Source organism: Pedobacter vanadiisoli, assembly GCF_042684385.1.
GTDB lineage: Bacteria > Bacteroidota > Bacteroidia > Sphingobacteriales > Sphingobacteriaceae > Pedobacter > Pedobacter vanadiisoli.
Genome location: NZ_JBHULL010000015.1, coordinates 15,569 through 27,693, shown reverse-complemented (window position 1 = coordinate 27,693; position 12,125 = coordinate 15,569). Strand labels below are relative to the sequence as shown.

Below are 12,125 nucleotides of genomic sequence, written 5' to 3'. Positions count from 1 at the left end.
TATAATTAGTGAGTTTCAGTTTCAGCCAGAAACTGAAATTCTATCTAAAATATTCAAGATTTATCCATTAATTTGTTCTGTATCAGAACATGAGGAAGCAAGTTAAAAATGCTTCTTAACCTATAAATCTATTTTTGAAGCACCATGATTGATTTCATTAAACAACCCTGGCCCTGGTATTTCTCGGGCATCATGATCATACTCATCATGCTCATTTTGCTTTTTTTTGGCAAATCTTTCGGCTTTTCATCAAACCTTCGTACCATGTGCTCGATAGCCGGAGCTGGTAAAAAAGTAAAGTTTTTCGATTTTAATTGGAAAGATCAACTTTGGAACCTCATGTTCCTCATCGGCTCCATAATAGGTGGGTTTATTGCCACCAACTACCTCAGTAATCCGGCTCCTGTAAAATTATCTGCTGCTACAGTTGCCGATTTAAATCAGCTGGGCATTAAGTTCGATGGCGGGTTGAATCCAAACAGCTTATTTTCGTTAGAAGCCCTGAAAGATATAAAAAAGCTCGCTATTTTACTCATTGGTGGCTTGTTGGTTGGCTTTGGATCTCGCTATGCGGGTGGATGTACTTCAGGCCACGCCATATCCGGACTTTCTAATTTACAACTACCATCGTTGGTTGCGGTAATCGGTTTCTTTATCGGCGGTCTGGCGATAACTTATCTCATTATGCCATTTATCTTTTAAAATCATAAAAATGAAATTCATAAAATATATTCTTACCGGTATACTTTTTGGCATCATCATGACTAAATCTGAAGCGGTTTCCTGGTACAGGATCCAAGAGATGTTCCGTTTCCAATCTTTCCACATGTATGGCATTATTGGTACGGCTGTTGTACTCGGTATAATAGCCGTATGGTTAATTAAAAAATTCAAAACCAAAGACATTGCCGGAAACCCAATCATCTTTCACGATAAAGATAAAGCCTATATTAAATACATATTTGGCGGCACAATTTTTGGCTTGGGCTGGGCACTTACAGGTGCGTGTCCGGGCCCTATGTTTGTGAATTTAGGCAGCGGATACGCTGGCATGGCGATCGTCATATTGGGAGCCTTACTCGGCACCTATATTTACGGTGTAATTAAAAATAAACTACCCCACTAATACCTCCAATCGCCCCTATTATCGCAAAACATGGTGCAATTATGAATCAAGTGTAAAAACAGATTGATATCAAATTAACGAGCATACAATGCATATTTTTTAAAGAAATTACAGATCATACGCTGCGTAATTTATCTGTTTGATGGCACTTATTACTATATTTATCCATCAAAAACTTAAAATCTTTAAAAACTAAATTGGTCGTATATCGTTTATAAAAAAAATAAATTTTATCGGTTTGGCTAAGGAAAATCATATCAATACGAAGAAAATAAATGTTCCCCTGGAACTTGAGGTACTTTATAAGGTTTTGGATGCATCGGTTACCGGAATCGTGATTACCGACAACCTTTTACCAGATAACCCTATTATTTATTGTAACCCCGCGTTCGAAAAAATTTCAGGATATATAAGAAGTGAAATCATTGGTCACAACTGTAGGTTCCTTCAAGGTAAAGACCGCCAGCAGTCAGAACGCAAGGTAATTTCAACCGCACTTGGCAAAGGAGAAAGCTGTAGTGTAGAAATCAGAAACTATACAAAAAAAGGAAAGTTATTTTATAACGAGCTGTATATCTCTCCGGTTAAGGACGAAAGTGGCCAGATTACGCATTTTATTGGAATACAAAACGATGTATCTTCAAGGCGAAAATCACAGCAGGAACTCGAACTTGTGCAACAGGAAACCGAGCGTAAAGTTGAAGAAAGAACCAGGATGTACCGGGAGAGCCAGGAATACTTAAGCAGTATTGTGGAAACCATCAGGGAGAGCCTTGTTGTAATGGACAAAGATTATAAGGTTTTAAGTGCAAATAACCATTTTCTCAATACTTTTAAGGTTTCTATAAATGAAACAAAGGGTAAATTGCTTTACGATCTTGGTAATGGTCAATGGAATATTCCGGAGTTAAAAAAACTGATGGAAGAAATTCTTCCCACTAACAATCCGGTATTAGATTTTGAGGTAAAACATGACTTTCCGCATATTGGCAAAAAACTAATGTTGCTCAATGCCCATCGTATTGAGCTCGAAGGCAGGTATAAAGATTGGATATTGCTCGCTATTGAGGATATTACCGATCAGCGCGCACTACAACAGCGTAAAGACGATTTTCTTTCTATAGCCAGCCACGAGCTTAAAACTCCATTGACTACTATTGTTGGATATATGCAGCTGATGGAAAGGATGATGCCTGAAAATGCAAGCGATAAATTCAAAGGGATTGTAGAAAAAACCGGGAAATATGTCCAGCGCCTTAACCAGTTATTATCAGAGCTGTTGGATGTATCCAGAATCCAGACGGGAAACATCACCCTTCACCAGGAAGAATTCGACTTCGATAAAATGGTGGCTGATACTATTGAGAGTATCAGGGCGGCAACACCATCAAGAAAAATATCTCTTACGGGGAAAATAGGCAGGAATTTTACCGGAGATGAATCACATCTCATACAGGTTATTTCTAACTTATTGAGCAATGCAATCAAATACTCTGCTGATAACACCCCAATCGAAGTCCAGGTGTCTTCCATCAGTGATTTCATCAAGGTATCTGTTACCGATAAAGGAATGGGCATTAGCGAGGATGAACTGAGTAATGTTTTTGATCGTTTCTATCGTGTAGGCGAAGTACAGAAACACTATCCCGGAATGGGCATTGGGCTTTACCTCTGTCAGCAGATTATTACCAACCATGGCGGTACAATATGGGCCGAAAGTCAGAAAAACGTTGGTTCTACGTTCAACTTTACACTGCCAATGCATTAATTAGCCCTTATTAAAATTATGAAATATAAAAAAATTCTGGTTTGTGATGATGATGAGGGCATATTGGAAATGCTTGAACTGTTACTGGAAGAAGATGGTTACCAGGTAGTGCTTGAACCGAATAGCGTAAACGCACTCAGAACCATAGAGCGAGAATCTCCTGATCTTATTCTTTTGGATATCTGGATGCCTATGATATCAGGTGATCAGATTTTAAAGTCATTGAGAGATAATCATAAGGCCTCTTCAACCCCTGTATTGATGTATTCTGCGAGTACTGATGGTAAAAACATTGCTGAAAGCTGTGGAGCAGACAGTTATATTTCCAAGCCTTTTGATCTCACTGTGCTGCTCAAAAAAATTGAAGGATTGCTTCAGGCTTAATTGTTCATTTATGGAAATATTGGTAAAGGCTTTGTTCAAAAACATAAGTCTAAATCCCTGTTTCGAATGTTCCCCTTATTGCCAAGAAATGCCTGCAACCAATCTAATTTAAACACGAAAAGACCTTTAGAAGGAATTAAAAAGCAATAAAAAAGACAATTTTCGATTTGAAAATTGTCTTTTTTATTAATAGATTCTTTTAAAAGCTATATTTCGTTGCTACACATTATTAATTCCAGCCATTACCAATATCCTTACCAACATTAGGATTTGCATTCTTTTCAGATAGCGGGATGGGCAATAAAACATTTTTATCCTGAAATGGCTGGGTACCATCTTCTATCTGCCTTTCAGAATTTATAGTCTGCTTGGCTATGCCCCAGCGTATCAGATCAAAATAACGAGACTGTTCTCCGGTCAGTTCCAATTGCCTTTCGCGCATCAGGATAGTCATTGCCTGAACCTGATTGCCCAAACTGATATAAAGCGGGGCATTAACACTTGGTCTGTTGCGTACCTGATTAATCAGCGCCAATGGCTGCGATCCGGTGTTTCCCTGTTGTATATAAGCCTCAGCAAGCATCAGCAACACATCAGCATAACGGATTACCTGCCCGTTAATACCACTTTGCGGACCACCATAACTTGCTACCTTATTGTAATACTCATACTTTAAGTATTTGTAACCTGCTGTTGCATAAGGAAATGCTATCGGCCCGGTTGAGCATTGCTGGCAATATTGGGTCTGCCCGCCACTTGCTGCGTCTCCATAAAAAGTATAAGCTGCACGTGGATCAACATAAACACCATTGGTTTGTGGATTAGTGTAGGTAAAAGCTTTAACAGCCGTAGTGGTAATAAACACATTGTTCCAGTCGTTAAAGCCATATTCCTGTGCACGGGCAGAGTGGCTGGCTTTCCCACCCCATGTTTCCTGCCCGCCAAACGGGGCATACTGGTTACCTATCCCCCAATCGGTCCAGGCCTGGTTCATTACCTGGAAAATGGTCTCCGGGTTTTTGGTTGAATTATTCTGATTGGGATCATCAAACAGGTCGTTATATACCGGTGCCAACGAATAAGTATATGGAGCCTGGGTAAGCTTGCTCAATTCCGTAACAGCATCGCCCCATTTTTTTTCGTAGAGGTATGATTTACCAAGCAATGCAACCGCAGCACCCCGGGTAGTACGTCCAAAACTGGCTGCCGCATATGAAATAGGAAGATCATTTTGTGCGTCTTTTAAATCCTGTTCAATAAAGGCCCATACATCTGCCACAGCGGCACGGGGCAGGTTAATTTCTTCTGGCGTTGGCAGCGGAATATATGCTTTGCGCAAAGGCACACGTCCGTACAGATTAACCAGATTGAAGTAGGCATAAGCCCTCAAAAATTTAGCCTCGGCAATATATTGCTTTTGGTTGGCCTGTTCGGTCGGATTGGCCGGGGTCCATGCCTGGGCCCGATCAATTACCACATTTGATCGCATAATTAACCGGTACAGGGAAGACCACATGGATTCTAACTGTGGTTGGTTAGGGGCAAAATTATACTGTGCCAGGGCCAATAAATCACCCTGGAGCGGTTGGGCATTTTTTGCATCATAGCCCAGCAAATCAAAAATATAATACCATTCGCGGGCCCACAAACCTGAATGCAATAAAGTAGCATAGCTGGCTATCACGGCTTGATTTATGGCAGCATCACTTGTAAAATAGGTGTCGTAGGTGTATGCGCTTTTATTTTGTAAGTCCAAACTTTTCTTACATCCTCCGGTTGCAATTATTAAAACTACAACAATCAGATATTTTATATATTTTTTCATAACGATCTCTTTAATATTATTTATCCTTAAAATCCAACTTGTACACCTGCCAAAAATGTACGTGGCTGTGGGATCTGCCCATCATCAATTCCGCGATTAAATATATAATCGGAAGCCCCGCCGTTTACCCCACCGTTGGTTTGTGTACTAATTTCCGGATCGTAGCCTTTGTATCCGGTAATGGTGAATAAATTTTGTGCGGCTACATACACCCGAAGATTGCTTAATACATTACCTGAGAAGGCTTTCAAAGCCGTTTTGGTAAAGGTGTAGCCTAAGGTGATGTTACGTGCACGCAGATAGGCTCCATTCTCAACAAAAAAGTCAGACGGCCTCAAATTGCCTGTTGCCGTTACATTCTGCCCGGCTCTTGGCAATGCAGCGATATCTCCAGGATTTCTCCACCTGTTTAAGATCGCTGTAGAAGCATTATGCCCGGTTGAGGCATTTTCGGTGCTAAATTTAAGCGAGTTAACCAGTTGAACACCCTGAACACCAGAGATAACGATATTGAGATCAAAATTTTTGTAAGTGGCACCGGCATTAAAACCATATATAAACTTAGGGATAGCACTGCCCAGCATCTTTTGATCTTTATCATCAACAATACCATCATTGTTCAAATCTTTGAATATGAAGTCGCCCGGTAATAACCCCGCTTGATAAACTGCGTTAGGATTGCCTGTTTTTTGACGCGCAGCCGCATTTAATGCATCTATTTGTGCCTGGGTAGAAGCTACATGATCTACATTATACCCATAAAATGCACCAATAGGCATTCCTGGCTGTGTTAAAGTGATTCCATTTAAACTGTTAAAATAGCCTCCTATTATCGGCGTTTGCGATTGGGCACCCAGTGATAATGTTTTATTTTGGTTATAAGCACCATTAACACTTATATTGTAGCTAAAGTCAGTACCTTTACTTTGATAGCCAACCTGAAATTCAAAACCTTTATTTTGAGCATCTGCAGCATTGGTAATTAAGGTACTGTTATATCCGCTCAAACCGCCAACGCCTACGCTGGTTGGTATTGGAATAGCCACCAGCAAGCCACTGCTTTTTCGGTTATAATAATCGAGGGCTACAGTAAGCTGATTGTTCAAGAAACCAAGGTCAAGACCAATATCGGTTTGATCTGTTTGTTCCCACCTCAACAGTGGGTTTGCAATAGAAACTACCGTTGTTCCGTTTACAAATCCCTCATTCTCACCAAGCGAATAAATCAGATTACCAGTTGGTGAACCTCCAAAAGTAAATACTTGTGTTGTGGTTAAACCAAATTTGTTATTACCTGTACGCCCCCAGCCGATGCGGAATTTTGCGTCGCTGATAAACGGAAGTGCTGATTTTACAAAACTTTCTTCACTGATGCGCCATGCAAAACCAACTCCTGGAAAATTACCATAACGGCTTTGAGGGCCAAAATTTGAGGAACCATCACGGCGTATACTTCCTGATAAAATATAACGGTCATTAAATGTATATACCAAGCGGCCATAATAAGAAATTGCCCGGCCAAACTGGGTATAGTAACCAGATGTATTAGCCTGACTGGTGATCGTTGGCGCTACACCTATGTCTTTTACATTATCATTTAACATTCCTGTACCCAGTACACTGAGGTATTTGCTCGATCCGGCATCAATATAACTGGTTCCGGCAGTTGCCGATATATTGTGTTTACCAAATGTACGGTTAAAAGAGAGGTAGTTTTCGAAAGTATAATTAGAATAACTGTTAAATGCTCGGCCTGCCTGGCGGGTAAAAGCCAGGTTATTTGAGGTAACATAAGGTACCTGGTACGAATCATCCGTAGAATTACCGTATACACCGGCAAGTTGCGACCTTAACGTAAGGCCTTTAATAATGTTTACTTCGCCAAAAATTTGCGGATATAACACTAAATCTTTACTTGAAAGGGTTTTAACACCCAGTGCCTGTAGTGGATTTATAGCATTACTGTTATCATCAACATTGGTTAGAATGGAGTAGCCTCCCAAAATGGCCGGATCATATATTGGCTGGTATGGTGCGTAAGTAATCGCATTGCCTATACTTGCCGTTTGTCCACCCGTATTGGTATAACGAATATTAAGACTTTGTCCAAAATGAAAACGCCCTAGCTTTTCATCAAGTGAAAAACGGCTGTTTAATCTTTTTAGGTTATAATCTTTAACAATTGCCTGCTGGCTTAAATAACCTAAAGACAAGTTGTAGGTTACCTTATCACTACCACCGCTTATGGTTGCATTATTTTGGGTAGATAAGGCTGATCTGAATATCTCTTTTTGCCAATCGGTACGATCAACAGTTACATAGGGCGTATTGAGTTTAGCAGGAACTGCGATATTAGTGCTGGCCGCAATATCTTTAAGCAGATTAACATAATCGCTTGCATTGAGCAGGTCAAGTTTTTTCCGCACCGTAGATACGCCAACCTGCGAGTCAAACGAGATCTGAGGCAAACCACTTTTACCTTTTTTAGTGGTTACGATAACCACACCATTAGCAGCAGCAACGCCATAAATAGCTGTAGAGGCTGCATCCTTTAAAATGGTAATGTTATCAATATCCTGCGGATTAATTGTATTAAAAAGATTGGCATCACTCTGTATTCCATCAACCACATACAATGGTTCTACGTTGGTAAATGAGCCGGTTCCTCGCACAATAATCTGGGCATTTGAACCTGGTGTTCCATTTGAATTGGTTACCTGTACACCAGGGGCCTTACCAATGAGGAGTTGTGCTGCACTGGTATTGGTGTTGGCACCTGCATCCTTGGCAGCCACCACATTTACTGAACCGATCAGGTCCTTTTTTCGTGCCGTTCCATAGCCTATTACCACAACATCGCTAAGGGTACTCACATCATTCTGTAATTTGATGTTAATTACTGTTTTTCCGTTTAATTTAACCTCCTGCTTGGTAAATCCTATTGAAGAAAATACAAGTGTAGCATCTGAGGGTACATTGATAGAATAAGAACCATCGGTTCCGGTAACCATACCGTTCTGTTTTCCTTTTTCCTGTACGGTAACTCCAGGCAGGGGTTTGTTATCATCTCCAGATGTTACAATCCCCTTAATACTAACTGTTTGTGCTTTAACTGATATTGTACCCATAAACACGAGGGACAACAATAATAGCGGTAATTGGACAAGCTTTAACAGCCGTGTTAAGTCGGTAATTTTCCTACTCATAATTGGTTTATATAAATGGTTAATTAAAATTAACTTCACACTGCAATCGATTGCATTTTCAATACAAGGGCATTACAGGTGATATGAAATGTAATCTTATTTAAATGAATGATTCAACATTTCAATATTAAAATTAGCCATAAACGAATGGCACTATGGGTACATTTGTTAATAATAGATATACAAATGTTAACCTTATTTCTTCTTCTTATCCGTCATAACAGCAATAACTGAACGTATGTAACTATGTATCAACACATCACCAAAAAACAGGCTTCAAGGCACCCAACTAAAGAGAGAAGAAAGTCAAGTATAAAATCTGTTTTTAGCTCGTAAAATCAACAAAGCGCATTATAATCGATTAACTGCCCTCTTTGAGCTTATTGAAGTTAGGTTGACAAATACCAGCCAATAAATACGTTAAAATCTGGTTTCACCACAGTAATAATCCATTTCACCACGCCAAAACAAAAAAATGAAAATAATAACCTATAATTAGGCCATTGGCTACTAAGTAAATGAGGTATGAACTTATAAGCTTCAGGGAAATAATTTTAGATGCCCTTTCGGCAGGCACAGTGCTTCAGTGGCCAAATAAGCAAGTACGGGACGATATCCGGGAAGAAAGTGAACGGGTACTCGGTGCTATCCAGCATAATATCATACAAATTGCACCTGATAAATTAAAGGCTTATACAAGGCAGCATCAAAGAGGATTAATGCAACTGATGGATGAATTAGAAGCCATGGCGAACGGAGATCATTTTAATACCGGTAAAAAAAATAAAAATGAAGAAATCTGTAGCATAGTCAATCTACTCAACGGGATGGTTTTTGATCTTCAGCAGTATTTACCGGAGTATTTCGATTATGATTGCTCTGTTCCTTTAACTACCCGGAAACAACTATTGGCAGAAATTACCGAAAACTCTTGTCAAACCCTGAAAAAACTAGAAGAGCTGCTTGCTGATGACGAAACCATCTCAGTCTTTAAACATATCTTCGAACACTTAAACAGCGGTCTTTGCCATTTCACTTTTGAACAGGCTGCCTACCTGCATGATTTTTTCGCGTCACTTAAAATGGCCTTAAATAAATTTGCGTCTCCCCTTCAAATGCCGGGAATTATCATACTGCTCACCTCCTTAAATTTCAATCATCCATCCTTTTATCATTCCTGCTGCAGCCACTTTAACCATGAACTTCAAAGGTGCGAAAACATTAACGAACAATACAGGTTAATCCATTTCTTTAAGAAACTAATCGGACAGGTTTTTAAAACCATAAGCATGCCATACCATAGGAATTTGCCTAATATTGATGAATCATTGTTAAGGTATATTGAAAGTGAGATCAGCTACCTCAAATCAATAGATACCATAGCCGAAGATCTCAGTAGTGGCGGTATTTTAGACAGTAATTTTAAAGTAACCTTTACGGTAAGGCAACTTGCAATGTTCATCCACTTACAAGTTGAGGCCGGCATCATCACTACCCAAAGTCCTAAAGCGCTACATCAATATGTTACGAACCATTACAGTACCATAGAAAAAGATACCATATCGGAAAAAAGCTTCAAAAATGCTTATTATGGAAATGCCTCAGCCGATATTGAAAAAGTGATCAATAAAATCGCCAGCATGCTGGCCATTGCCCAGGAAAAGTATTAGCCAAGAAGATTTAATAAATCCTTTCTGCGTAAAAAGTCTACAAATTCAAAATACCAGTGTTCGGAATAATCTTCCAGCTCGTGCAAATCCTTCTGGTTGGTTCCAATAATATCCTGCAGGGTAAAAAAGCCCATTAATTTACTTCTAAGTTTAAAATTCTCAGACAGTGAGAGTTCTGTAATCGGCAGATTAAGGAGGAAATGATTGGGTTGAGAAAAACTATCCATAAAAAAGCGCGGGTTAACCCGATATCCGCTTTAGAGGCACCGCAAAATGCCCAGACACAAGATAAACAGGCACCCACGCATAGCGTAGGCAACCATCTATTTTTTCCTGTGTCTTTTGAAGTTTTGCGGTTTTCTAAAACAGTAAAATAGCTTATTGCTACAATATCAAATATGTAATTAATTCTTATTTCATGGTTCAAATATAACAGATCTCATCCTTTTATTCCCCAAAACAAAAAAATAAAGGGGTTGCCAAAGGTTGCTACACCAGCAACTTGACAAACATGAAAATATACATTTCTTTATGCTTAAAAACAGATTATGGAAAAAGAACGATACCTATCCAAATTGGCATCATATCAAAAACTCTCCATAGGCCTGAAAGCCTACCTTAATTACACAGTGTATCAAACCAGTTTTCATAAAATGGAAAAAATCCCGCTCAACAGTACCGAGCTTGGTAGTTTTTGTTACCTGGCCAAAGGCAGTGGACGATTATTTGTTTACGATGCTGAAACCGAGCAGGAAACCACCATCCTTTTCTTCCAGCCCAAGGATATATTACCCGAGCTTAAATCGATCTCTAAATATGTAAAAAGGCAGCTTTTTATGCAATTTCCTGAAGATACAGAACTGCTTAGCATACCCAATATACATACCCGTAACATACACAAGCTGTTCAGCGAATCAACCGATTTAATAGTGGAAATAAATGCAGAAATGCATGCAAAAATCATCACAGTATTAACCGGTTTAAAAATCTCCAGCGCTGACCAGCGACTGGATAAATTACTTGAATCTTTTCCGGCAGTTTTTAGCCAGACTGCGGTAAAAGATGTGGCATCTTACCTGGGAATACATAGCAGTACATTAAGTGCAATGAGGAATCAAAATAAAAAACGTACCCGATAATCCAGGTTGACGGTAATCAAATAATACTGTTAAAACCCACCTGGCTGTGATCGTTTTTACCTAAGATACCGGCTTTCCCCATCCAGGTGTGAGGTGATTTAAAAAACAATCATCCAATTTCGGAACAGCAAAGAAAATTGGATATGGGAACAAAAGTATCAAAGGTTATTTCAGCGGCATTTATTCTGCTTTGGGTATATACAGCCGGAAGTAAATTAGCAAATTTTCAATCTTACAGGCAGGAAATGAGTATGCAGGTTTTCAGCCCTGCCTTCACAACTGTGCTTATATACGCTATCCCCTCAATTGAAATACTTTGCGCAATACTCTTATTGATCAAAAAAACCAATAAGCTGGGTTTAGGCTTATCGCTCTTACTCATGCTGGCTTTTACCGGATATATCCTACTCATCATTTCCGGGTATTTCCCTAAAACGCCATGTAGTTGTGGCGGCGTAATTAAAGCCATGGGCTGGAAAACCCACCTCATTTTCAATCTTTTTTTTCTTACCGCAGCAATTCTTGCACTACATATTAAACTAAAGCGGGAGGTACGTGACAACGATTGAGGTTATATAATGGAGCTGGCCAAACCAACAGATAAAACAACACAAGCTGTATTGCTGGCCAAGAAAAAACAAACAGCCGGGCTATCTGCTTAGGCCCTATTTGATAAGCAGCAGATATCAAACTAAAAAACATGTTAAAAAAAATCAATTTAGGCTTTGCAGCCCTCGTATTGGGGTTCGGCCTTATCGCGACACAAAGTGCTTTTACAACTAAAACTTCTGGAACACTGTACCATTATAAAGATAGCAATGGTCCAATCAATGATCAGGCTTCATGGGAACCGGTTTCTGGAGCACCATCTTTTAGCTGTGGCGAGGAAGAAGTACTGCCATGCACCATTGAAGTAACAGGTTCGCTTTCCAGTTATCTTTCAACTCATGATACCGCAGAAGAGATAATGGCCTCTCCTGAAATCAGATCAACCAGAGATTAAACCA

The 12,125-nt window shown here is 39.6% G+C and carries 11 protein-coding genes; 8 read left to right on the top strand and 3 right to left on the bottom strand.

Annotated features, from left to right (window positions below):
- The first annotated feature begins 144 nt into the window (after positions 1–144).
- The 4 genes from ACFSR6_RS17045 (at position 145) to ACFSR6_RS17030 (ending at position 3,278) form a co-directional block, all read left to right on the top strand.
- Complete coding sequence (locus ACFSR6_RS17045) at positions 145–702, top strand: YeeE/YedE family protein (protein ID WP_379081020.1); 558 nt, start codon at positions 145–147, stop codon at positions 700–702.
- A 10-nt stretch (positions 703–712) separates the two neighbouring features.
- Entirely contained in the window at positions 713–1,126 is a 414-nt protein-coding gene (locus ACFSR6_RS17040; protein ID WP_379081017.1) for a DUF6691 family protein, read from the top strand.
- 238 nt (positions 1,127–1,364) lie between these two features.
- On the top strand, positions 1,365–2,894 hold the full coding sequence (locus ACFSR6_RS17035; RefSeq protein WP_379081015.1) for a sensor histidine kinase: 1,530 nt from the start codon (positions 1,365–1,367) through the stop codon (positions 2,892–2,894).
- A gap of 18 nt (positions 2,895–2,912) precedes the next feature.
- Positions 2,913–3,278, top strand: coding sequence for a response regulator (locus ACFSR6_RS17030; RefSeq protein ID WP_379081012.1), 366 nt, complete (start codon positions 2,913–2,915; stop codon positions 3,276–3,278).
- Between the two features lie 229 nt (positions 3,279–3,507).
- Here ACFSR6_RS17030 and ACFSR6_RS17025 read toward each other — a convergent pair whose 3' ends face one another.
- On the bottom strand, positions 3,508–5,103 hold the full coding sequence (locus tag ACFSR6_RS17025) for a RagB/SusD family nutrient uptake outer membrane protein (protein ID WP_379081010.1): 1,596 nt from the start codon (positions 5,101–5,103) through the stop codon (positions 3,508–3,510).
- A 26-nt stretch (positions 5,104–5,129) separates the two neighbouring features.
- Positions 5,130–8,309, bottom strand: coding sequence for a SusC/RagA family TonB-linked outer membrane protein (locus ACFSR6_RS17020; protein ID WP_379081007.1), 3,180 nt, complete (start codon positions 8,307–8,309; stop codon positions 5,130–5,132).
- Between the two features lie 518 nt (positions 8,310–8,827).
- On the opposite strand from ACFSR6_RS17020, the gene ACFSR6_RS17015 reads away from it, so the two are divergent.
- Positions 8,828–9,979, top strand: coding sequence for a hypothetical protein (locus ACFSR6_RS17015; RefSeq protein WP_379081005.1), 1,152 nt, complete (start codon positions 8,828–8,830; stop codon positions 9,977–9,979).
- Here ACFSR6_RS17015 and ACFSR6_RS17010 read toward each other — a convergent pair.
- Complete coding sequence (locus ACFSR6_RS17010; protein ID WP_379081002.1) at positions 9,976–10,206, bottom strand: hypothetical protein; 231 nt, start codon at positions 10,204–10,206, stop codon at positions 9,976–9,978. The two genes, ACFSR6_RS17015 and ACFSR6_RS17010, sit on opposite strands and share 4 nt — an antisense overlap.
- A 321-nt stretch (positions 10,207–10,527) precedes the next feature.
- Between ACFSR6_RS17010 and ACFSR6_RS17005 the strand changes: the two genes are divergently transcribed.
- From ACFSR6_RS17005 to ACFSR6_RS16995, 3 genes are all read left to right on the top strand, one after another.
- Positions 10,528–11,118: a cyclic nucleotide-binding domain-containing protein gene (locus tag ACFSR6_RS17005; protein ID WP_379081001.1), complete on the top strand. Its 591-nt coding sequence runs from the start codon at positions 10,528–10,530 to the stop codon at positions 11,116–11,118.
- 143 nt (positions 11,119–11,261) lie between these two features.
- Positions 11,262–11,687 (top strand): MauE/DoxX family redox-associated membrane protein, encoded by a 426-nt coding sequence (locus ACFSR6_RS17000; protein ID WP_379080998.1) that lies wholly within the window; start codon positions 11,262–11,264, stop codon positions 11,685–11,687.
- A 131-nt stretch (positions 11,688–11,818) separates the two neighbouring features.
- On the top strand, positions 11,819–12,121 hold the full coding sequence (locus ACFSR6_RS16995) for a hypothetical protein (RefSeq protein ID WP_379080996.1): 303 nt from the start codon (positions 11,819–11,821) through the stop codon (positions 12,119–12,121).
- The last annotated feature ends 4 nt before the right edge of the window (positions 12,122–12,125 follow it).

Bases quoted from the DNA above. Each gene is read 5' to 3' on its own strand.
- ACFSR6_RS17005 (WP_379081001.1), top strand. From the start codon at position 10,528: ATGGAAAAAGAACGATACCTATCCAAATTGGCATCATATCAAAAACTC.
- ACFSR6_RS17000 (WP_379080998.1), top strand. From the start codon at position 11,262: ATGGGAACAAAAGTATCAAAGGTTATTTCAGCGGCATTTATTCTGCTT.
- ACFSR6_RS17015 (WP_379081005.1), top strand. From the start codon at position 8,828: ATGAGGTATGAACTTATAAGCTTCAGGGAAATAATTTTAGATGCCCTT.
- ACFSR6_RS17025 (WP_379081010.1), bottom strand. From the start codon at position 5,103: ATGAAAAAATATATAAAATATCTGATTGTTGTAGTTTTAATAATTGCA.
- ACFSR6_RS17045 (WP_379081020.1), top strand. From the start codon at position 145: ATGATTGATTTCATTAAACAACCCTGGCCCTGGTATTTCTCGGGCATC.
- ACFSR6_RS17030 (WP_379081012.1), top strand. From the start codon at position 2,913: ATGAAATATAAAAAAATTCTGGTTTGTGATGATGATGAGGGCATATTG.
- ACFSR6_RS17010 (WP_379081002.1), bottom strand. From the start codon at position 10,206: ATGGATAGTTTTTCTCAACCCAATCATTTCCTCCTTAATCTGCCGATT.
- ACFSR6_RS16995 (WP_379080996.1), top strand. From the start codon at position 11,819: ATGTTAAAAAAAATCAATTTAGGCTTTGCAGCCCTCGTATTGGGGTTC.
- ACFSR6_RS17040 (WP_379081017.1), top strand. From the start codon at position 713: ATGAAATTCATAAAATATATTCTTACCGGTATACTTTTTGGCATCATC.
- ACFSR6_RS17020 (WP_379081007.1), bottom strand. From the start codon at position 8,309: ATGAGTAGGAAAATTACCGACTTAACACGGCTGTTAAAGCTTGTCCAA.